15 protein-coding genes and 1 pseudogene are annotated in these 24506 nt (G+C 40.3%); all 16 read left to right on the top strand.

All coding sequences use genetic code 11. The annotated features are described in order from the left end of the window. The first annotated feature begins 501 nt into the window (after positions 1–501). The 16 genes and pseudogenes from E4T79_RS04240 (at position 502) to thrC (ending at position 24379) form a co-directional block, all read left to right on the top strand. On the top strand, positions 502–1494 hold the full coding sequence (locus E4T79_RS04240) for an acetylxylan esterase (RefSeq protein WP_135028027.1): 993 nt from the start codon (positions 502–504) through the stop codon (positions 1492–1494). A gap of 113 nt (positions 1495–1607) precedes the next feature. Continuing rightward, positions 1608–2540 carry an ABC transporter permease subunit gene (locus tag E4T79_RS04245; protein ID WP_135028029.1) on the top strand — a complete coding sequence of 311 codons (933 nt, stop codon included), beginning with the start codon at positions 1608–1610 and terminating at the stop codon, positions 2538–2540. Between the two features lie 75 nt (positions 2541–2615). Further along, complete coding sequence (locus E4T79_RS04250; protein ID WP_245168046.1) at positions 2616–3434, top strand: carbohydrate ABC transporter permease; 819 nt, start codon at positions 2616–2618, stop codon at positions 3432–3434. 7 nt (positions 3435–3441) lie between these two features. Continuing rightward, positions 3442–4065: a DUF624 domain-containing protein gene (locus E4T79_RS04255; protein WP_135028033.1), complete on the top strand. Its 624-nt coding sequence runs from the start codon at positions 3442–3444 to the stop codon at positions 4063–4065. 13 nt (positions 4066–4078) lie between these two features. Then, positions 4079–5791 carry an ABC transporter substrate-binding protein gene (locus E4T79_RS04260; RefSeq protein WP_135028035.1) on the top strand — a complete coding sequence of 571 codons (1713 nt, stop codon included), beginning with the start codon at positions 4079–4081 and terminating at the stop codon, positions 5789–5791. A gap of 132 nt (positions 5792–5923) precedes the next feature. After that, complete coding sequence (locus E4T79_RS04265) at positions 5924–7354, top strand: sialidase family protein (RefSeq protein WP_135028037.1); 1431 nt, start codon at positions 5924–5926, stop codon at positions 7352–7354. 13 nt (positions 7355–7367) lie between these two features. Beyond that, entirely contained in the window at positions 7368–8072 is a 705-nt protein-coding gene (locus E4T79_RS04270; RefSeq protein ID WP_135028039.1) for an N-acetylmannosamine-6-phosphate 2-epimerase, read from the top strand. A gap of 47 nt (positions 8073–8119) precedes the next feature. Next, a complete protein-coding gene (locus E4T79_RS04275; RefSeq protein WP_135028041.1) occupies positions 8120–10081 on the top strand; it encodes an SGNH/GDSL hydrolase family protein in 1962 nt (653 codons plus the stop codon). Positions 10082–10347: 266 nt separating this feature from the next. Then, complete coding sequence (locus tag E4T79_RS11310; RefSeq protein WP_228063790.1) at positions 10348–10593, top strand: YhcH/YjgK/YiaL family protein; 246 nt, start codon at positions 10348–10350, stop codon at positions 10591–10593. Positions 10594–10669: 76 nt separating this feature from the next. Beyond that, positions 10670–11593, top strand: a complete 924-nt coding sequence (locus tag E4T79_RS04285) for a dihydrodipicolinate synthase family protein (protein ID WP_135028043.1) — start codon at positions 10670–10672, stop codon at positions 11591–11593. A 337-nt stretch (positions 11594–11930) separates the two neighbouring features. Beyond that, positions 11931–12800: pseudogene (locus E4T79_RS04290) on the top strand (ROK family protein); the annotation flags it as partial. A 1104-nt stretch (positions 12801–13904) separates the two neighbouring features. Then, entirely contained in the window at positions 13905–14732 is an 828-nt protein-coding gene (locus tag E4T79_RS04295) for a MurR/RpiR family transcriptional regulator (protein ID WP_135028047.1), read from the top strand. A 295-nt stretch (positions 14733–15027) separates the two neighbouring features. Beyond that, a complete protein-coding gene (locus E4T79_RS04300; RefSeq protein ID WP_135028049.1) occupies positions 15028–16851 on the top strand; it encodes a DUF4091 domain-containing protein in 1824 nt (607 codons plus the stop codon). Between the two features lie 24 nt (positions 16852–16875). Further along, on the top strand, positions 16876–18102 hold the full coding sequence (locus tag E4T79_RS04305; RefSeq protein ID WP_167752618.1) for a sialidase family protein: 1227 nt from the start codon (positions 16876–16878) through the stop codon (positions 18100–18102). A gap of 88 nt (positions 18103–18190) precedes the next feature. Further along, a complete protein-coding gene (locus E4T79_RS04310) occupies positions 18191–21217 on the top strand; it encodes a glycoside hydrolase family 2 TIM barrel-domain containing protein (RefSeq protein ID WP_135028054.1) in 3027 nt (1008 codons plus the stop codon). Positions 21218–22894: 1677 nt separating this feature from the next. Continuing rightward, positions 22895–24379: a threonine synthase gene (thrC, locus tag E4T79_RS04315; protein ID WP_135028056.1), complete on the top strand. Its 1485-nt coding sequence runs from the start codon at positions 22895–22897 to the stop codon at positions 24377–24379. The last annotated feature ends 127 nt before the right edge of the window (positions 24380–24506 follow it).

The raw sequence follows: 24506 nt of genomic DNA on the forward strand, positions 1-24506 counted from the left end.
TAAGCTATGCTAGAGTACAGCAAAGCGAGTGAACGAGGTAATAAAAGATAAACGAAATGACTATATCACGCTACGCTAATACACTATCTGAGGGGGCATAATGCTTCAGACATTCCCCACTGGGTCGTTTTTTCGTATCCGTAAGTGAAGAAAGCAGGTAACAGCTAGGTCGTTGTATCGCTTTTTGTACCAGTTAGGGCAGTAGTAAAAGAAATGTGCCATTACCTTTGTTAGACTTCTCTTTATCAGCCTTAGAGGTTTGGAAAATCTTTGAAGCTGTGTGGAAAGGAAACGAATGTCTTTTGTTATGGCTGGTTTCCGAGTTCGTATGTTTGGTTATAAGAAAGTAGTTTCTCAAAATTTCCTTAATTGGGGATTTAGTAACTCCGAATAAGGATTTTTTGAAAGTACTTTCTTTATTTGGATATGTTGTTGAAAATATTTCATAAAGTGGTATACTGAATGTAAAGGCTTACATAAAATGTGGAGGGAGATAAAAGAATGAACGGCTCTGGGTTACTAGAGGAAATAAAGACCTATCGTGGACGTGATGAGGTGCCAGTTGACTTTGATGACTTTTGGGATCAGGCGATTGCAGATTTGGAGCTTCCAGTGGTTTATCGTTTAGTTGAAAAAGATTTTGGTCTTCCGAGCGTGGATTGTTATGAGATTCAATTTGACGGGACGAATGGTGGAAAGGTCTATGCTCGCATGGTTTTGCCAAGGAAGTCAGAAAAGGTTCCTATGGTCTTCCATTTCCATGGCTATATGGGGCGTGGTTTGGATTGGCCAGATATGCTGGCTTATACGACAGCGGGTTATGGCATGGTTTCCATGGATGTCCGTGGGCAGTCAGGTTATTCACTGGATGGAGCTAGAAATGTTCGTGGTAACACGGTCAAAGGTCAGATTCTTCGTGGTGTTGTTGATGGTCCAGATCATCTCTTTTACAAGGATATCTATCTGGATGTCTATACGCTGATAGAGTTGGTGGCAGGTCTTGAACGTGTAGATGAGGCGCGTCTATCGAGCTATGGGGGTTCGCAAGGTGGAGCTCTAGCGCTTGTGGCAGCGGCGCTCAATCCTCGGATTACAAATACTGTTGCGATCTATCCTTTCCTTTGTGATTTTAGACGGGTCTTGGAGATTGGGAACACCAGTGAGGCTTACGATGAGATTTTCCGTTATTTCAAATTTCACGATCCTTTCCATGAAACAAAAGAAGAGGTTTTTGCGACCCTGGCTTATATTGATGTGAAAAATTTTGCCCATCGCATTAAGAGTTCAGTCAAGATGATTACGGGTCTTAATGATACCGTTTGCTATCCAGTCACTCAATTTGCGATGTATAACCGCTTAGAATGTGAAAAAGAGTATCACTTACTACCAGAGTACGGCCATGAAGGGATGTTTGTCTATGTGAACAATAAGGTATTCAACTGGCTCTGTGGAACACGTTTTGAAAGCAAATCACTATTTGCAGAGTGTAAATAAGTCATTTCTTTCGTGGAAAATGAGGCTATGATAAGCCTTGTTTTTAACAGGAAAAAGAAAGCGCTTTACTTTAATGGGTAGTTGGATAGAAAAGAAAGTATGAGGAGGTTAATATGAGGTTAGAAAAGGCAACTAAAAATCGTCAGAAATGGTTGAAAGATGTTAAAAAGAATATTCCCTTTCTGTTGATGTTAGCTGTTCCATTGATTTTTTTAATTATCTTTAGTTATGGACCTATGTATGGAGTTCTAATAGCTTTTAAGAAATTCACACCACGATTGGGCATTTTAGGAAGCCATTGGAATAACTTTGCTCACTTTAAGAAAATGTTTTCTGACTTTCTATTTTTACGAGCTATAAAAAATACACTGATTATTAGTTTCTTAAAAATATTGATTGGTTTCCCTGCGCCAATTCTGTTGGCTATTTTGCTTAGCGAGTTGAAGTTTATACGATTTAAGAAGATAGCACAAACGATTTCTTACTTGCCCTATTTCTTATCCTGGGTAGTGATTGCAGCCATGATGATAGAAGTATTTTCTCCGCAAAGAGGGATTGTAAATGCGGTCATTGGATTTTTTGGAGTACGCCCAATCAACTTTTTATCAGAGGAATCTACATTTGTTTCTATGCTCATTATGTCAGATATTTGGCAGAGTATTGGATATGGTTCGATTGTCTATCTGGCAGCTATTACGGGAGTAAATCCAGCTTTATACGAAGCAGCTGACTTGGATGGGGCGAGCCGTATTCAAAGGATTCGTTATGTCACGATTCCTAGTATTATGCCCGTTATTTTGGTGATGTTTCTCTTACGGATAGGTTCGGTATTGCAGGCAGGGTTTGATCAAGTTTTAAATCTGTATAATCCAGCGGTATACAATGTTGCGGACATTATCGACACATATGTATACAGGGTCGGTTTGATAGGCTTTAATTTTGATTACTCTACAGCAGTGGGATTGTTCCAAAATGCAGTAGGATTAGTTTTGGTAGTCTTTTCGAATCTATTGATTAAAAAATTAACTGGTCGTAAAATTCTGTAGAGTGGGAGGGAAGATATGTTAAAAAAGAAAATAACGTTGTTTGATATATGTAATCTGACCTTTATGGCTATATTGATGATATCTATTCTTTACCCATTGTGGAATCAAATTGTTCTATCTTTCAGTGAGGCAAGTACGACGTCGGGTTTAGGAATTTCACTGTGGCCAAGGAAGTGGTCTACAGAGGCCTATGCGTACATATTTTCATACGGTAATGTAGGTGTTGCGTATATCAACACGATTATTAGAACTGTTTTGGGAACATTATTGATTGTTACAACAACTGTTTTGGCCGCCTACCCACTCTCTCGAGATGACTTACCATTTCGATGGTTCTTTATGGGAATGTTTGTCTTGTCGATGTATCTGAATGGTGGGATGATTCCTCGCTATTTATTGGTTCGTGATTTAGGATTATTAGATACTCGTTGGGCGCTCATTTTACCTGCAGCAGTGGGATCTTCTTATATTATTATTCTAAGAAATTTCTTTAGAGGGATCAGTAAGGAGATTGAAGAATCTGCAGTTATTGATGGGGCGACCCCGTTTCAAATTTTAATTCGTATTATCCTGCCTCTATCTAAGCCGATTTTAGTGACGATAGCCTTGTGGGCTGCAGTGTACCATTGGAATGAGTGGTTTGCAGCACAAATATACGTCAAGGATAAAAGCTTAGACGTGTTGCAAACGATTGTTCGTAATATGTTGATAGATGTTGATCCTACAAAAATGGAATCGCAAGTTTCAGGAGTAGGTGCAGAATCAGCTAAGTTATTACTTTCCAATGTTCGGGCGGCGACGGTTATGGTGTCAATAGGTCCAATAGTGGCAGTATATCCGTTTGCGCAAAAGTACTTTATCCAAGGTTTGCAACTGGGAGGAGTAAAGGAGTAAACGAAGTATGGGCGGCATTTTTCATCCAAATGGTCTAGCCATGAAATGTATGAACTGGCTTGCTGATATGTGTCAGATTCAATTATTATGGATATTCTATAGCTTACGAGGAGGAATTGTATTAGGTCTTTTTCCAGCAACAAGAGCGATGTTTTATATGCATAGACAGTTAATCATGAAGAATGAGGTGGCTTCTTTGTCTCAACAGTTTAAAATGGAATATCGCCAACATTTCAAACGAGCGAATCAAATGGGGTATGTCATCAGTGGCATAGGTGCGTTCTTGATGCTCTATCTTCGTTCCACGTTATTGCTGAAAATCGATTTTGCGTTTTATTTCATAGCTTTAGCATATGCATTAGTCGTTTTCTTTATATTGTTGAATTTATATATGCTAGTGATGCTCTCTCATCTAAAATTAGATGAGAAAGAAGTATGGAGACAGGCTTTATTTGTTATCTTCCTATCTCCAGGTCACACGTTGCTTATTTTGTTAGTACTATTTGCATTCTTTTTTATGGTTAGAGTCATTCCGGTATTGACTCCAGTACTATTAATTGCAGTACTGTCTTATGTTGTTTCGTATGTAGCATTAAAGGCTATCAATAAAGTTATTTGTCACTATCAATAAGGAGGGATATAAAATGACAAAAAGAATGACGAAGTCAGTGTCAGTATTGATGTTGACTGCGATGTTAGCTGCTTGTGGCAAAGCAAGTAATTCAGGTGCTAGTGGAAGTGCTTCCTTAGAGGGCTTACCAGAACCTGGTGATTTTTCCGATAAGGTAGAGCTGACGTTATCTGGTAGTTTTACGCGAGGAAAAATAGAGGATGATAACTGGGTACAAAAACAGTTAGAAGAGAAGTTTAATGTCAAAATTAATAATGTCAAAATTGATACTTGGAATAAGTCCGAATCTTCTCTGTTAGTAGCTTCTAACGATTTACCAGATACGTTCTCATTTACAGGAGCTAGTCGTACTCCAAATGATTATTATAATGACGGGGTAACTAGGACTATTCCTAGGGAAATGATTGAAAAATATGCTCCCAATTATGCCAAAATGTTAGATACAGTTGATGGTGGTCTAGGTTGGAAACTAAATCAAAGTCCAGAAAATCCAGATGAATATACAGGTTTGGTATCATATGCTGGTAATACGGAAGGATTATTATGGTCTGGTACATTGCGCCTCGATTGGCTTGAAAAATTGGGATATAAAATCCCTGAGGATGCAAAACCGATTGGTGATTCAAATGGTTTTGAAAGAATTTATAGAACCGATAAAAGTTACACGATTGATGAAATTGAAAAGATTTTAATCGACTTTGTGGAAAAAGATCCAGATGGTAATGGTAAAAAAGATACCTATGGGATCTTACCAAGTAACGATAATATGAACTGGGGCGTTACGTTGCTAGGAGCTTATGGGGTCGGTATGGGCTATAACATGATGGAAGACGGTGAACTAAAAACATCAGTTATTTCCAATGCCTACCGTCAATTCTTGAAGAAAATGGCTGACTGGAATCAAAAAGGTCTTATCGATCCAGAATGGCCTACTCTAGATACGAAAGCTACTTGGGAAAAATATAAGGAAGGAAAAGTTGGCTATTCTGTTGCGCAACGTGCTTATATCGCACAAGAGCCTTGGACAGAGGGGCGTGCTCCTCATAACATTCTAGGGAATGATCCAAATGCCAAGCTTCTTGTCATCAATTATGAAGTGGGTCCAGAAGGCAAGGCGGGGCATGTTGGTTATACACCAGTGACTCTATTGTCAGGAAATGAAATGCTTATTTCTGCCAAGGTAACAGATGAACAGTTGGCACGCTATCTACAAATATTTGATACGATTGACTATAATCCAGAAGAAGGCCTCTTTACCCGATATGGAACAGTTGGAAAAGACTCTGACTGGGCTGGAAAAGAAGGAGATTCTACAATCATCATGAAAGAAGGTGTAGATCTATATGAGGGTCAGTTAGGTTTGTGGGCGTATAACCAGCGCACCTATTATGGTAAATATGCTACATTTTTAACTATGCCAAAAACATTGGAATTGATGGATCAATTTTATAATAAGCCTGAAAATGTGGAAAAATATATCATTCGTCCATATCGTTGGGATCTGTTTGGTGAGACAAGAGATGCGGAGTTGAAAGAATCTTATGGTGCTCAATTAGACACGATTGTTTCAGAATTCCGTATCAATGCATTGACTGGAAAAGTAGATGTTGATAAAGAGTGGGATAACTACGTCAAACAATATCTGTCCAGCGGTGGCGAAGAAGTGTTGAAAGAACTTGAAAAAGCACCAAAAGTCTCTGATATTCTAAAAGAAAAATCAGAATAATCTCTTGCTTCATCTGGTTCATTTAAGATGATTTAAGGTGTCTACATTGCCAAAGCCTGAATTGACATAACAAATGAAAGAGTGTTGTTCAACGAAGGGCTTTGGTGTTTTTATTTATTAGAAAGGATATCCATGGAAAAAAGAAGAATTGTACCAGTTTTTGAATGTGGTAAGAACGGGGAAAAGAATAGTGAAGGTATTGCTAGCTATCGCATTCCTGCCTTATTGAAGACTAAAAAAGGTACATTGATTGCTGGAGCTGATCGTAGGAGAGAGCATAGCTATGATTGGGGGAAAATTGACTTAGTCGTCCGCCGAAGTCAGGATAATGGTGAAAGTTGGGAAGCTCCCATTACGTTGGTGGATTTACGTGAAAATTTACAAGGAGAGGATCCAGGCTTAAGGTCACCTTTTAATATTGATATGGTACTGTTACAAGATCCATCTACAGAACGTATCTTTGCGCTGTATGATATGTGGGTAGAAGGACGCGGAACATTTGGTATGTTGGAAGAAGACAAGCCCTACGATCGTTATAGCCACATTGAAGGACAAGCTTACTTAAACATTTATAAGGAAGATGTAGAACAGCCCTATACTGTTAGAGAGGGAGGTATTGTATTTTCACCAGAGGGCGAGCCAACTTCTTTCAAAGTTGTGATGCAAAGTGATAAGGCACCTTATACTGATTTGGGAGATTTATATGAGGGTGATCGTTTACGAGGAAATATCTTTCATCGACTCCGCCAAGACAATCCGTTTACGATTACCGCAAAATCATTTATCTGGCTCTCTTATAGTGATGATGAAGGACAAACGTGGTCTTGTCCCAGAGATATTACAGGTCAAGTATATGAACCATGGATGGCATTCCTGGGCATTGGACCTGGAGTAGGTATTGCCTTAAAACAGGGTGAACACGAGGGCAGACTAGTGGTTCCTATTTACACGACGAATGATAGCAGAGAGTTGAAAAGTCAAGCAGCTCGCATCATTTTCTCAGATGATCACGGACAGACTTGGCAGTGCGGTGCTTCTGTCAATGACGGCCGTGTTTTATCAACGGGAGAAGTCATTCAATCGGCTACATTTGCCGATGAATTGGCCCAAACCACAGAGGCAGTGCCGGTAGAATTGACTGATGGTCGTATTAAACTCTTTACAAGAAATTTAAATGGTCACGTTCAAGTAGCAACCAGTGTAGATGGTGGTCAGACTTGGAATCAATTTGCCGAATATCCCAATCAAATGGATGTTTACTGTCAGTTGTCAGCTGTTCAGACGATACAGGATAATAAAGAGTATGTGCTGGTTGCGAATGCCAATGGTCCTGCACGAACAAATGGTGTGCTTCGTGTAGCAGAAGTATTAGCAGAGGGTGAGTTAAAATGGTTAGGTCATTCCTTAATACAGGAGGGAGCATATGCTTATAATGCCTTGCAACAAGTTGGTCCGACAGAGTTTGGGGTCTTGTACGAGCATACAGAAGAACCGTATAACGACTATCATCTGCTGTATCAGAAAATAGATTGGTCTGACATTTTAGAGAGTTTAGTAGAATAGGAGACGAGGAACTATGGAAAAAATCAAAAAGAAATTAATTGTTTCCTGTCAAGCTTTAGAGAATGAACCCCTACACAGTCCCTATATTATGAAAAAGATGGCATTAGCTGCTTATCAGGGCGGTGCAGCTGGTATTCGAGCAAATTCAGTAGTCGATATTGAGGCAATTAAAGAAGAGGTAGATTTACCGATTATCGGTATTATTAAACGAGATTATGATAATGCGGATGCTTTTATCACTGCGACAATGACAGAGATAGATGAGCTGATGTCTGTAGAGCCAGATATTATTGCTGTAGATGCAACGAACTCTAGTCGACCTAATGGTGAGAGTTTGGAGGAATTTTTTAGGAAAATCAAAGAAAAATACCCTCATCAATTATTGATGGCAGATTGTTCGACTGTTTCAGAAATGGTATTTGCAGATCAACTGGGCTTTGATTTTATTGGAACGACCTTGGTTGGCTATACTAAGCAGAGTGAGGGAGCTAAAATTGAAGAGAATGATTTTGAAATTATTCGTTTAGCGCTGGATCAAATAGAGCATCCTTTGATTGCCGAAGGAAATATTGATACTCCCGATAAGGCGAGGAGGGTGCTAGAGATGGGGGCTCATAGCGTGGTTGTTGGTTCGATTATTACGCGTCCTCAGTTCATCACTAAAAAATTTGTGGATGAAATTCAAAAATTGGATTCTTTAGATATAGGAGTAGGCTAGATATTGGGAGCCGCCTTTAGTTTGGGAGTCGACAAGGGAATATTGTTATGAAAAGTCCAGTTTTCCAGATAGGTGAATCCGTTCGGAAGCTCTTACAAAGTAATGAGAGCCTCATTTGGGTAGCCGCAGGTGGAAAGGATACCATTGGTGGATTTAGTCAGACACAAGGGTGTAGAAATTATGTAGGGCATTTTGAAGAATATCTTCGTTGGGAACAAAGAGCTAAAGATTCAGAGCGCCCTGTTCAAGTTGCAACGATGCAGCGATATGTTTATAATGTCGCAAAAGCTGGCTTGACATTGAAAAAGTTGCTAGGGAATTTTGACAGGTATATTCAGCGCTACCGTCCAACTATTGTTTCGTATCATATCGGATACGAAGATATTCTTAAAGGGAAAGAATACCTTCAAGAGTTTCAAAAGGAACTAGATGAGTTTTTAGTGCGAGTTTTAGCCTTGGAACATAGAACGTGTAAAGTGGTTATCCAAATGTGTCATTCAACGAGAGATGCCTCTTTCAATGCTCTAATTGCAGAGTATACTCGAGCTGTTTTATCTAGGGTCGATCGTTATAAGAATGAAGCAATGTATGAAAGTATTGTCATTGTTCGCCATGATGAGCTGACTGATAGAGAATGTTTTAAATCTACTTGTTTGACAGATGAGCTACATCTCAATGCGTATGGACATCTGGAGATAGGAAGACAGCTTAGTAGGGCAACGATTGGGACAGCAGAGCATTACCCAGGGAAAGATGTAACTTTGGATCTATACAATCATTGTCAAACTGTTCAGTATGTAGCTATTGCTCCTACGGTTTCTAGCACGGAAGATGGGATTTATATTTCTTTGCCAGAAGAGTTTAAATCGGAAAACTGGGAGTATGTCCTCGAGATAGGAAATCAGACAGTGCAGCAAAAGGGGATTAAAAATCAGGCATTTATTCCTAAAAAGTTGCTCGTCGGAGACTACAGGGTCAAAACAAAGATGAGTCGGGGGCATATTCAGTTAAAGACAATTTGGGGTTCAGCTGATAGTTCTGAAAGCACGGTGCGACAAAAACAGGTTCCCACCTGTTTGGAGCGTGTTTTTAGAAGTAAGGAATCTCTAAATTGGCTATTTATGGGAGATTCGATTACTCACGGAGCCTTGTGGACTTTTGGGTATGATAGCACACCACAGATTATTGAAAAGTATTTACATGATGTAGTAGGGCGGCGCGAAGATGTTGTTTTAAATACAGCGGTATCGGGTTCAACCATTTCTGAAACATTGTCCTATTTTGAGCAACGATTTAATCGCTATCAACCAGATATTGTTTGTCTGATGTTAGGGACGAATGATAGTCAACAGATTTCTCCAGATACGTATTATAACGAGTTGAAAGAACTGCTCACTTTGTTACGAAAGAGAGGGAGCATAGTTATTTTGAGAACCCTCCCACCTTCTCTTAGATATGATCATATCATTGAATATGTGTACCAGATACGGAAACTAGCAATTCAAGAAAGAGTGATACTCATTGATCACTATGATACTTTCTCGGCACTATTCTATACTTATCCTTATTTATGGGAAGAGAAGTATTGTATCATGAGTGATAGTCCTCCTCTTCATCCGGGGCCGAATGGTCATGTAATGATGGCAAGGGATATTTTGGCTGAATTGGGATTATGGGAGGAGAGCTTATTTTCTGACACATGGTATGGAGAAAAACTTCCCATTGTAGAGGTTGATATGGGTGATTTATTGCTCTTTCATCCACAAGAAAGGGTAGGAGTGAATATTCAGCAAGTAGAAGAGAGGTTGCAGACACCTATTGGAAGTGTTAGCCTATCTTTTGTTGATAAGAGAGGGAGTAGGATAAGGACTGTTGAACAATCTCAGGGAACTGTTTGGTTAAATGCTCTTGATAGGGATCACGTTGATACCATTCAAGTAGAAGTGCGCCCACGTTATAAAGCTATGATTTATAAAGGTGTTACACCATTTCTTTTCACTACTGTTTGAGAAGATGGGGTGACGGGGTGTTAAGATGATATCGTCATTTTGTTTAGCTTTTATTCCTTCGTTCACGCGCTTTGCCGTACTCTATAGGACAGCTTGCAGCTCGTTGCCTCGTACTAAAAGTAAACGAAAAGACTATAGTTACAAAATTGAGTGATTTTTCTAGATATGTTGATGCAAATCCCTATTTTGAAAAATTGGATTTATTTCTAGAAGAAAGCGACATATTCTCTTTTCAAGAGGGTTCTTTCAGTATTTGAGGGGAATTTTTGCATGGGAATTGTTTTAGGTATCGTGTAGCTGGAAAGGCAGGAGACTTTTTCGAAGCCCATCGCAATTATATAGGTGTTCATATGGTGGTGGAACATACGGAATGTATTGCCGTGACTTCGTTGGAAAAAGTGGACATTCGTGAACCATATGATGTAGAAAATGATATTGAATTGTATGACGGTATTGCAGCACATGTGATTCAGTTGCAGCCGGGAGATTGTATCGCTCTAAAATTTATGTAAATGATTTGCCGGTTAAGAAAGTGGTTTTCAAAGTAGCTACTTTCTAAAAAAGAATAAGAGGTAGGAAACAGGATAAATGAAAAACTTAGAAAAATATCAGGGAATTATCCCCGCATTTTATGCGTGTTATGATAAAAATGGAGAGATTAGCCGTGAGGGTGTCCGTAGCTTGACCCAATACTTTGTTGAAAAGGGAGTGCAGGGTCTTTATGTCAATGGCTCTTCTGGGGAATGTATCTATCAAAGCGTAGAAGACCGCAAGGTGATGTTAGAAGAAGTGATGGCAGTGGCAAAGGGTAAATTAACGATTATTGCTCATGTTGCTTGCAACAACACGAAAGATGGTATCGAATTGGCTCGTCATGCAGAAGCTCTTGGAGTGGATGCGATTGCGGCGATTCCGCCGATTTACTTCCGCCTACCGGAATACGCTGTTGCCCAGTATTGGAACGAGATGAGTGCGGCAGCTCCAAATACGGATTTTGTCATTTACAATATTCCACAGTTGGCAGGCATAGCCTTGACCCCTAATCTTTACAAAGAAATGCTTAAAAATGACCGTGTCATCGGGGTGAAAAATTCTTCTATGCCCGTGCAGGATATTCAAACCTTTGCTAGTCTTGGAGGTGATGACCATGTGGTGTTCAACGGTCCGGATGAACAATTTTTGGGCGGTCGTTTAATGGGAGCTACAGCTGGTATCGGTGGTACCTATGGTGTGATGCCAGAACTCTTCCTGAAATTGAATCAGTTGATTGCAGACAAGGACTTGGCAACAGCCAAAGAACTGCAATTTGCCATTAACGCGATTATCGGATATTTGACAGCTGCGCGTGGTAATATGTACGCGGTGATTAAGGAAGTTTTGCGTATGAATGAGGGCTTGGATTTAGGTGGTGTGCGTGCGCCCTTGACTCCGGTCTGCGCAGAAGACCGAGAAGTTGTTGAAGCTGCTGCACGCTTGATTCGTGAAACCAAGGAACGTTTTTTGGGAGCGTGACAAACAGTGTGATTTCAATCGTTTGATAGTGGTGTTTCATCTCTGCACAGTTTAGTAGGCCGATAAAGGCTGGTATAGCCGTTTCGTTTATTTTTAGTACTAGGCAAGGAGTCGCAGGTAGTTGAAATAGTTGATAACTATTTCAAGTGACAGATAAGAAAAGTGTAACTTTTCTCAATGGTACAGCAAGACGAGTGAACGAAGTAATAAAAATATAAACGAAATGACTATATCAGTGAAATAGAGGCTACTCTACTACTGTGCAATGAGTATTACACGAATATTTTCCGAATTGAAATGCTATTTTCAATCTGATAAAGAGTAGAAGAGGTGATTCATGAAGAAGTATGTTGTCATTGATATTGGTGGAACTAGTATCAAGTATGGGCTGATTGATGAGAACGACCAGTTGTTAGAAAACCATGAAATGCCGACAGAGGCCCATAAGGGTGGGCCTGCGATTTTGCAAAAAGTTGCAAGCATTGTATCAGACTATCGTGAACATGTCAGTCTGTCTGGGATTTGCATTTCCTCAGCAGGCATGGTGGATCCTGAAAAGGGTGAGATTTTCTATTCGGGACCGCAAATCCCCCATTATGCAGGGACCCAATTTAAAACATATTTGGAAACTCAGTTTGGCATTCCCTGTGAAATCGAAAATGATGTTAACTGTGCTGGGCTTGCAGAAGCTATCTCGGGCAGTGGCAAGGGAGCAAAGGTTGCTATTTGTTTGACTGTGGGTACAGGTATTGGAGGCTGTCTTTTGATTGACTCCCAGGTCTTTCATGGTTTTAGCCATTCAGCCTGCGAAGTAGGCTATCTTCATTTACCAGACGGAGCCTTTCAAGATTTGGCCTCAACAACGGCCTTGGTTCGCTATGTCGCTGAAGCGCATGGTGATGATGTAGCGGTGTGGAATGGGCGACGGATTTTCCAAGAAATTGAAGCGGGCAATTCACTTTGTAAGCAAGGTGTGGACCGCATGGTACAGCATCTTGCAAGAGGCATTGCCAATATCTGCTATGTGGTCAATCCAGAAGTGGTCATCTTGGGTGGTGGTATCATGGGACAAGAAGCGATTTTGAGACCAAAAATCGAAGCAGCCTTGAAAGATTATCTGGTACCAAGTATCGCAGACAAGACTAAGATTGTCTTTGCTCGACATCAAAATACAGCGGGCATGTTTGGAGCCTACTATCATTTCAAACAAAGATACGAGGGCGTGAAGCAACTCCTAGACAAAATAGGCAATCGAAGCAGGTTGACTTGCAACCAATGAGATTGGTCTTTTTGTCAGAGAGTTGTAGCCCGAGTTCAATTACATCAAGATACAAAGCCCGTAAAAAACTCAAAGCGAAAATAGGAAATTTGACGAAGAAACGTTAGTTTCTAGGAGAATTTTTCTTTTTCGCACAGAGTTTAGGGCGTGTTCAATTACATCAAGATACAAGGGCGTGTAAAAAGCGAATGAAAAATAGGAAATACGACGAGTGAAAAGCTCCAGTGGAGGTTTTCAGCCTACTTCCTAGGGAGCGTTTGCTCCGCAAACGTCTATTTCCCGCCTCCAAAGGTATGCTATACCTTTAGAGCTAGGAAGATTTATACCTAAAGGTAGCCGTATCCGTAAGCAAATAAAATTTGCAACGGCTTCGTCTCTTTTTTCCGAGCTTTTAGCCCGAGTTCAATTACATCAAGATACAAAGCCCGTAAAAAACTCAAAGCGAAAATAGGAAATTTGACGAAGAAACGTTAGTTTCTAGGAGAATTTTTCTTTTTCGCACAGAGTTTAGGGCGTGTTCAATTACATCAAGATACCAGAGCGTAAAAAAAGCGAATGAAAAATAGGAAATACGACGAGTGAAAAGCTCCAGTGGAGGTTTTCAGCCTACTTCTTAGGGATCGCTTGCTCTGCAATCGTCAATTTCCCGCCTCCAAAGGTATGACATACCTTTGGAGCTAGCTAAAGCTAGAACATCTGCGTTTCTTTTTTAGGTCGTGCGTAGCTCGGATTTAATTAGGAAATCATTTATAGTCATTTCGTTTATATTTTTATTACTTCGTTCACTCGTCTTGCTGTACTCCAGTATTACCTGTGACTCCTTGCCTAGTACTAAAAATAAACGAAACGGCTATACTAGATTATCCGAGCTTCTGGTTTTCTTGGTTCGGGTATCAATGAATACTTATCTGACTATTGGTATGCGTCAAATGGTTCAAACTGTACAATGGAATGGGATTGGGTACTTTTGCTTCAAGCCCATAGAGGGTTACAGAGTTTAGATACACAAAATAGAAAGGTAATGAATGAGATATGGTGTCATTAGAGAAAAATGTGATTCCGATGATTGAAGCAGTTTATAGTGATCTTACGCATATCGAGCGGAAGATTGCAGATTATTTTCTTGTAGAAGCTGTGGTAGATGAGGATTTGTCTGCTAAAGCGGTGTCTGAAAAGCTCTATGTCTCTTTGCCTTCACTGACGCGTTTTTCTCAGAAATGTGGTTTTACAGGTTATCGGCAGTTTGTTTACGCCTTTTTGGGCGTTAATGTTAGCACTGATTCATCCCATGTCAATCGTAATTTGACCAAGTATGTTTTATCGGACTATGATGAGCTTCTCACGAAGACCTATTCTCTCATTGATGAAGAGCAATTTGTGCGAGTAGGGGATCTCTTGAATAATGCTAAGAGGGTGTACATTTATGGTCAGGGCAGTTCGGGACTGGTGGCGCGTGAGATTGAATTTCGTTTTATGCGACTTGGGATGGCTTGTAAGGCAGTTACTGATGATCATATGATTCGGATGAACCGTGTCACCCTAAATGAGGAATGTCTCGTCATTGGCATCTCTGTTTCTGGTGAATCAATGAGCATTATCAATGCGGTACAAGATGCACGTGCTGCAGGAGCAAGTACAGTCCTTTTGACTTCGAAAAATTGTCAGGATTTGCGGGACACCTGTGATGAGTTGGTATTGGTTGCCATCAAGAAAAATCTTGCTCAAGGCACGATGATTTCTCCCCAATTTCCAGTGTTAGTAGTCATTGATATTTTCTATGCCTATTATATTGATTTGGACCGAGATGCTCGGCATCAGTTATTCACCAATACGCTATCAGCCTTACAGGTAACAGAATAAATGAAATGCCTATACAGGGTTGTAATCTCGAAGTTTTGGCTATCCTCACGACCTTATTCCTAAATTCTGGCTAATTTGCTCCACAGGAGGATCCCGCTGTTTAGTTTCAAGGCATGGGCTCAAGTCCCCTCCTGTCTAGGGCTTGCTTTTAGGTTCTTGGCTCGGGTTCAAACACTCCACTGGAGTATTTGAGTCCCCTAAATGGATAGATACATCACACTGTTCGTACGATAGAACTTTATGAAACCGATAGGCTTATCCCAGTCTCGATAGTGTATTAATAAGGATGATTTAGATGATAATTGGAGAAACATTTGATCAAAATGCGAAAGATGTTGTAATGAAGCTGCAAGAGGAATGGAATGAGAATGAACTCTTAATTGGGAGCATTACAGATTCTAATCGTCAATACCGTCAGGTCAATTATAATAGCTGTACAGAGAAACATACTCATTCAACAAAAATAGTAGCATGGAGAAATGATAAGGCGGTATCTCAGCTTACTGTAGCGACTAAAAATCAGGATTTGCATAATATTTCGATAGTGATAGATGACTTTGTAGCTGGAACGAATAGATTAGCCTCAGAGCATATTTCAGCAACATTTGTAAAATCAGTTATGGCGTATACAGGAATGGCAGGATATGGTAGTCCGACACGGCCGATACCAGATGGGAATCGTGAAGAAGCTACGGAAGTTTTGTATTCAGCACATCCGATTGATCTACCAGCCTATCATTTGCAAAATATTTGGCTTACGATAGATATTCCTGCAGATACAGCTGCCGGAGATTATTTGGGGAAGATTAAAATTGTAGCCGATGAGCTAAAAACACCATTGGAGTTTATCTATTCTTTAAAGGTTCAGGATCTTGTCTTATGCGACGGAGTAGATTTCAAACATGGAGGTTTTGACATTGAGTTGTGGCAAAATCCTTATGCAGTAGCAGAATATTACAATCTGGTTCCGTTTTCTGAGGAACATTTTGCAGTCCTTCGACCTCATATGCAGAAATATAAAGAGATAGGGGGTTGTGCTCTTACTGTTACGATTGTTGACGAGGCATGGGGTGGACAAACCTATAGTAAGAATACTGTAAAGTTTCCCTCTATGGTAAAGTGGCGTTGCTCTGCAGATGGATCTTTTTCTTTTGATTATACAGATTTTGATAAGTGGGTGACGTTTAATCGCACTTTAGGCTTAGGTGACAAGATTGTAGCCTATAGTCTGGTACCATGGACCAATCGTATTCGGTATTTTGACGAACGAGATCAGACTTACAAAATCCTTGATGTACAGGTGGGAACAGCTATCTACGAGGCAGTATGGCGGATGTTTTTGAAGCATTTCATGATTCATACAGAAGAAAAGGGGTGGAAGGATTTTATTTACATCGGTATTGATGAGAGGGGTTTCCATGAGCAAGCGTTTGACCTTGTGGAGAGCATAGTAGGAGAGGATGGATTACCTTTTAAAATAGCTGGAGCTATGGATAGCTTTGTCGATAAGAAAGCTTTAGCAATGAGAGTGACGGATTTAACAGTTGGTTCGGTTGCTATTAAAGCTCATTTGACCGAATTCAACGATATGATAAAAGAAAGGGAAGAGTTGGAGTTACGGACAACCATGTACACGTGTACTGGACACATTCCCGGCAGTTTCTCACTGAGTGATCCTGGAGAAAGCTATTGGACCATGCTATATGCTGCTTCGGTTGGGGCAAAGGGCTATCTGCGCTGGGCGTATGATTCGTGGGTGGAAAATCCTTTAGAAGATACGACACATAATGCTTTTGAGGCTGGAGATACTTTCTTAATTTTTCCAGATGAAAAAAATGCAACAGAACCTATTTCAAAGTCTAGCCAGCGTCTAGAAAAACTAGCAGAAGGAGTACGTGATGTAAATAAGATTCTGATGTTGAAGAAAATAGCACCGATGTATGAAAATCGTATTGAGGGGTTATTAAAAACGATAAAGCCCACGTATGAACACAATTCTTTGTACTTGACCGAAAAAGGTAAGAAAGAGTTAGCGGAAGATATCTGGGAGTTTAAACAGAGCTTGCATGATTTGGCAGAAGAAATAATAGAATATCTGCATGCTGTTCCTAGGAGCTGAGGTATTTTAGAAATGGGAGTCTTAATGAGTTATAAGCAAAAAAATAAATACAGTTTTTCAATACCAGAATATCCTTTACCGCAAAACTATTTATCAGACATTGAGAAAGCACCTTATACGGAGCGACAATACTTGGGGCAGCCAGATATGGTGTTGCTAGATGATGAAAAAACATTGATAACAGTTTATCCTATTGGTCATGGTGCAGGTCCTATCGTCATGATGATAAGTCGTAACCGTGGTCAAACCTGGGAGGAAAAGAAAGATATTCCTCTTTCGTGGAAGTCTTCATACGAAACCCCTACACTATATAAGCTAGATTTACTGAATGGTCAGACGAAGTTGGTGATGATAACAGGACTTCCTTATTGGCATGGAAATAGCCAAGGAGGTTGGAGAACTTCTATATCTCATGACAAAGGTCAGACGTGGAATGAGTACCGTACTTTTCATCCTACACTTGCGACTGGAAAGCAAAACCATTCGTTAGTTGCTATGGCAAGTTTGATTCAATTAAGAGATGCTAAAGGGAGGAAAATGGACAAATGGATGGGAGTATACCATGATGTCAATTTTGTGAATTATCGTACTTATTTGACGTTTGATTCAAAGGGACACGAACAGTGGTCAGCTCCAGAACCGTATTTAGTTCATTATCGGAATTTGGAGCAAGAATACCAAATCTGTGAAGTAGGTCTTTTTCGTTCACCGGATGAAAAAAGAATAGTAGGACTAGCCAGAACACAAAGCCACTGTCATCGTTCGGTCATGTTTTATTCTGACGATGAAGGCGCTACGTGGACGAAACCTAAAGAAGTAACGGCTGCTTTACTGGGTGAACGACACAAAATCATCTATGATCCTATTAGCCATCGTTTACTCATAACATTTCGAGAAATTGTTTTGGATGTGAATCGGAGTGGTGAGATTGAGAAAGATGACTGGGTAGCTGGGGATTGGCTAGCTTGGGTTGGTACTTATGAAGATGTAATAGGTGGGAAAGAAGGGCAATACAGGATTAGAATTGCCGAAGATTGGACGAATAGTCCAAAATCTGGAGATACTGGTTATGCAGGAGTAACGGTTACTTCTGATGGTGTTTTCTTGCTTAATTCTTATGGACATTGGGATAGAGAGTTTTCATCTAATTGGACTGGAGAAGTCACTCAAGATTTGTCCTATATAAAATTGGCATCTTTTAAGCTAAGTCAAGTAGATCAAGCCTTGGGCTTGTTAGAAAATAGTCGGTAAAAAAGTTACCGGATCATATCTATAAATTGTTTTAACAGGATTGTTTCACACAAGATGTGATGTTTGAAATGAAATAGAAAGGGAAGATATGAAGTATAAAGAACCTCGTTTGGACTGGTTGGAGAATCCAGAAATATTTAGGGTGAATGCCCTCCCGGCTCATTCGGCCCATTCGTATTACGAGACAGTAGCACAAGCAGATGCGAAAGCTTGCCCATTGAAACAGTCGTTAAATGGAAGTTGGAAGTTTGCCTATGCTAAAAATCCTAGCTTGAGGCTCAAGGATTTTTATAGATTGGACTATGATGTCCGATCCTTTGATACCATTCAGGTACCAGGTCATATACAATTACAGGGTTATGATACACCACAATATATCAATTCTCTCTATCCTTGGGATGGTCAGGAATCTTTACGTCCTCCGTTTATCTCAAAGGAGTATAATCCAGTAGGGTCTTACGTAAAAGAATTTGAGTTGGAAGATGCCCTAAAGGGGAAACAGGTATTTTTATCGTTTCAAGGGGTAGAAACAGCCTTTTATGTGTGGATGAATGGACAATTTGTAGGCTATGGAGAAGATTCGTTTACGCCGTCGGAATTTGATGTTACGGAGTACATGAAAGAAGGAACAAATAGAGTTGCGGTTGAAGTATACAAGCGTTCGAGTGCAAGCTGGCTAGAAGATCAGGATTTTTGGCGATTTTCGGGTATTTTTCGAGAGGTCTATCTGTATGCTATTCCAGAAGTACATGTACAAGACTTGTTTGTCAAAGCAGGATTGGTCAATCATTATCAAGATGGGTATTTACAACTAGAGGCACAAATTGTGGGACAGCTTGAAAATGTTCATCTGGGGATAGAATTAAAAAATGCACAAGGTGAAATCCTCTATCAACAAGAAGAAGCTGCCTTAGAAGAAATGTATTTAGAGCAACAGCTATCGGATGTCTTAGCTTGGAGCGCAGAAGTTCCTAATCTTTATCAGCTAGAACTCAAGTTGATTCGAAATGGACAGATTGTTGAAGTTGTCCGACAGCAGATTGGTTTTAGAACATTCGAGATTAAAGATAGCTTGATGTATTTGAATGGGAAACGGATTGTCTTTAAAGGAGTCAATCGCCATGAATTTCATCCGGAAAGAGGGCGTGCTATAACAGAAAAAGAAATGATCTGGGACATTTGCTTGATGAAGCAGTATAATATCAATGCTGTTCGAACTTCTCATTACCCAAATCAAAGTCGTTGGTATGAGCTTTGTGATGAGTATGGTTTGTATGTGATTGATGAGGCCAATTTAGAAAGTCATGGTTCGTGGCAGAAGCCCGTTGGGGTGGAGCCGTCATGGAATGTGCCTGGAAGCATTCCAATGTGGCGTCAAAATGTGCTAGATCGTGCCAATAATATGTTCCAGAGAGATAAAAATCATCCATCTATTTTAATGTGGTCTTGTGGGAATGAATCTTATGCGGGTGAGTGTATTGCTGCGATGACAGACTTCTTTCACGAAGTAGATGATACGCGCATTGTTCATTATGAGGGTGTTTTTTGGAATAGAGAGTTTGATGAGGCGAGCGATGTCGAATCGCAAATGTATACCACGCCTGCTGATGTTATCAAATATCTTGAAAAAAATACTGCCAAACCTTTTATTTTGTGTGAATATATGCACGCTATGGGCAATTCCCTAGGCGGTATGCACCTTTATACCGAATTGGCAGACCGTTACCCACAGTATCAAGGGGGATTTATTTGGGATTATATTGATCAAGCGCTTTTCAAGCGGAATGAGTTCGGTGAAAAAGTTCTTACATACGGTGGCGACTGGGGAGATCGGGCTACAGACTTTGAGTTTTGTGGAAATGGTCTAGTATTTGCGGATCGGAAACCAACTGCAAAATTACAAGAGGTCAAACAACTATATGCGAATGTAGTCTTAGAACCGGATGTAGAGGGGGTGATAATTCGTAATCAAAGCTTGTTTGCAGATACAAGTGATTCGTATTTTGTAGCCAGCCTCAAACGAGAGGGAGAGTTGATTTGGCAAACCGAATTTCACGCTACGGTTCCAGCGGGAGAATCGACATATGTAGTCGTTGATTATCCAACACAAACACTAGCTGGTGAGTATACGTATGAGGTCACCCAACACTTACAGGAAAGAACCTTATGGGCATCTAAAGGCCATGAATTGAGCTGTGGCCAATTTATACATTCGATAGAAACAAGTGTGGTTTCTCGCGAAAGTTCTGCAGATTTTCGTGTTGTCAGAGGTGATGGACATATTGGAGTTCATGGCCAACATTTTGACATCTTGTTCTCAGTAATTGAGGGAGGGCTTGTTTCTTACGTAAAAAATGGTAAGGAATTTATTATTAGAACTCCGAAGACCAGCTTTTGGCGTGCTTTAACAGATAATGATCGAGGAGTGAAGCATGGATTTGATAGAAGCAGTTGGTTAGGAGCTAGTTTGTATCAAAAGTGTATCGATTTCTCTGTGGAAGAATCTGCTACAGAAGTAACGATCCAATTTACTCATCAATTACCGCTCGGTGAAAATATTAGTCATACGGTCGCGTATACAGTGGATTCTCAAGGACGTGTGCTTGTTACAGGACGATATCCTGGTTATCAAGGGCTTCCAAGTCTACCTCTATATGGCATGGACTTTAAAGTACATTCTTCTTATCATTTTGTGCGCTATTACGGCTATGGTCCAGATGAGAACTATATCGATCGGCTTTCTGGAGCGCGGTTAGGAATTTTTGATACAACAGCTCAGGAAAATGTACAACCTTACTTATTCCCTCAGGAAACGGGAAATCGTTGCCAAGTAAGGTGGTTAGAAGTAACGGATTCATGTGGAAAGGGCTTGCGCTTTACTGCTGCAGAAAATTCTTTTGAAATGAGCGTCTTACCGTATAGCGCTTATGAGTTAGAACAGGCTACGCATCAAGAGGAATTAGGACCGGCACGATTTACATGGATTCGCTTGTTAGCGGCTCAAATGGGGGTAGGCGGAGATAATTCATGGGGAGCTCCTGTTCATGATGATTACTTGCTTGAAGCAGCGAATCCATATGTCTTTTCGTTTTGGCTAGATACTATTGAGGAGTAGAGGAGCGATGTTTTTTCATTGATGGGCGAATACCTGTATGGCTACCACTCAAACGGTCGATTTCCAAGTCCGTAAAAGCAAGAGTGTCTTGATGAATGTTGAACAGCGTGTTCGTTTAAACGATAAGTATGGAAATGAAATCTTTTGGATCAGTGGGTGCTGTAGAAGCACTGTAGGACTAGATGAAAAGACAGTTGTAAAATAGATTGACAAGTCAACACAAGGTCTAGTGGATATTGTATTCCTGGTCTAAAAATAGTAGAGCAAATAGAGGGGAGATCCAAAACAAGCTTGATAAAGTTTCTTGGTATAAAGTCTCATCTATCGCTATTTAGTGAGTACGACTAAGCTACTATCATACATAAACTCAGCTAAAAAATCGTAACCTCAATAGTTTATACTTGTCAGAAGCTTTCATAGCATAAATCGCTCTGTACGCTCTTGGAAGTTCCTGTTGCTTTCTAAGGAGGTTCTGATAAAAATGCCTAACAACAAAAAATAGTTGCCATTTAAATAGTGACTAAGCAAAATGATGGTATAGTCATTTCGTTTATCTTTTATTCCTTCGTTACCTCGCTTTGCCGTACTCCAGTACAGCCTGCAGCTCGTTGCCTAGTACTAAAAGTAAACTAATAAGACTATATAAAACGAGAGGCTGGGCGAAAAGTCCCAGCTTTCTAACTTTATGAACCGAATTACCTTGACGTAGTGGTTGATTGCTTCAATGGCTATCCTGCCGTTGGGGTGGGAGTGAAACGGTCTGGGAATAGACCGTTTCAGCCCGAAGCTAGAATTTAGGAAATAAGGAAAACCCAACTCTTTTTTTGGCCTGTCGAGTTCTTTCCCACTCGCTTTACATTATAGTCATTTCGTTTCTATTTTTTATTCTTTCGTTCACTCGTCTTGCTGTACTCCAGTACTACCTGCGACTCGTTGCCTAGTATAGTCATTTCGTTTATCTTTTATTCCTTCGTTACCTCGCTTTGCCGTACTCTAGTACAGCCTGCAGCTCGTTGCCTAGTACTAAAAGACTATACTAAAAATAAACGAAACGGCTATACTATTAAATTCCGGCGATTAAATAACCAAGCATTATGGTGATATAGAAGCGAAAACGAAACTTATACCGAAAATAAGGTATTTTATCTGACGAGAGAGAAGAATAGTTGCTGATTTTTCAGAAGAGTTAGTGAGAAGAAACCCCTCATTGCCTATTAAAAATTGAGGAACGACAAGACAGAGCTTTTGAAGTCTTGCGTTCAGACATTCTGGACTTAGCGGTCGCAGACTTTTCCTTGTGACGGAACAACTTGTCTTTGTAAGACAAGAAAAAGTAAGAAGCACTGTTCAGGAGGATTGGGGTATCCCCTAAAAATTCAAAAAGCAAGACGATTGCTTTGCGTTTAGAAAATAGTTTGTTTGGTTGTGTTCCACATCGCAACTATTTTTTATAGGTGTTTCGTTTGCCTTTTATTCCTTGGTTCACTCGCTTTGCCGTACTCCAGTACAGCCTGCAGCTCGTTGCCTAGTACTAAAAGCAAACTAACAGACTATACTTCTATTAACACATCAAGAACATCTATGGAAAGCCGGATATTTGTCTGGTTTTTCTTTTATATTCTTTCAATTTTCTGACAAATTATGATAAAATGGAAAAAAAGATGTTGAGGATAAAGAATGACACTAGTATACCAATCGACCCGCGATGCGAACAATAAAGTAACAGCAAGTCAAGCAATTTTACAAGGATTAGCAACAGATGGTGGACTTTTCACACCTCTGACCTATCCCGATCTAGCTCTGGACTTTGACTCTTTGAAAGACCTGTCCTATCAGGAAGTGGCCAAGCTAATTTTAGGAGCTTTCCTAGATGATTTCACAGCTGAAGAGTTGGATTATTGTATTACTAATGCCTATGATAGTAAGTTTGACGATGAGCGCATTGCTCCTTTGGTTAAGCTAGATGGTCAGTACAATTTGGAGTTGTTCCACGGCTCAACGATAGCTTTTAAGGATATGGCTTTGTCTATCTTGCCTTACTTAATGACAACAGCAGCTAAAAAACATGGTTTAGACAATAAAATCATCATTTTGACCGCGACTTCTGGAGATACTGGAAAGGCAGCTATGGCTGGTTTTGCGGATGTTTCTGGAACAGAAATTATCGTCTTTTATCCGAAAGACGGGGTCAGCAAGGTTCAGGAATTGCAAATGACTACCCAGACAGGGGATAATACTCATGTAGTTGCCATTGATGGGAATTTTGACGATGCTCAAACCAATGTTAAGGAGATGTTTAATGATGAAGCCTTGCGTGCCAAATTAGAGAACAGGAAGATGCAGTTTTCATCTGCTAATTCGATGAATATCGGCCGTCTTGTACCGCAGATTGTCTACTATGTTTATGCTTATGCACAGTTGGTGAAAGACGGCGAGATTGCAGCTGGTGACAAGATTAACTTCACGGTACCAGCAGGGAATTTTGGAAATATCCTAGCAGCCTTTTACGCTAAGCAGATTGGCTTGCCTGTTGGGAAATTGATTTGTGCTTCGAATGAAAACAACGTTTTAACAGACTTCTTCAAGACGAAAGTGTATGATAGGAAACGAGTCTTTAAGGTGACAACCAGCCCTTCTATGGATATTCTTGTATCTTCAAACTTGGAGCGGTTGATTTTCCATATTTTGGGAAATGACGCGGCGAAAACAGCTGAGTTGATGACGGCCTTAGCAAGGGATGGTCAGTATGAATTGCAACCAGTTGAGGAAGGCATCTTGGACTTGTTTGCAGCAGAATGTGCGACCGAAGAAGAAACGGCTCAAGAAATTAAACGGGTCTATGATAACTCTTCATATATTGAGGATCCACATACAGCAGTTGCATCTAGTGTGTACCAAAAATACCTAGCAGAGACAAACGATACAGCAAAAACCGTCATTGCGTCAACAGCTAGTCCGTATAAATTTCCAGTTGTTGCAGTTGAAGCAGTGACAGGTAAGACAGATTTGAGCGATTTTGAGGCGCTTGAAACATTACAGGTTCTTTCAGGTGTGGAGCTTCCGCCAGCAGTAGACGGTTTGAGTACAGCTCCTGTCCGTCACACGACAGTCGTTGCTGCTAGCGATATGCAGGCAGAAGTTGAGCGCTACCTAGGCGTCTAGGACTGAGAGAAAGTACTAGATACAAAGGGCGTTTAAAAGCGAATGTACCCCGTGCCTAAGAAACTCTCCGCTGGATAGTTTCTTCCGTATCTGTAAAGCAGGCACAGCCTGCAACCGCTATGGTAAC

The organism is Streptococcus sp. LYSM12, from assembly GCF_004569635.1.
Taxonomy (GTDB): Bacteria; Bacillota; Bacilli; order Lactobacillales; family Streptococcaceae; genus Streptococcus.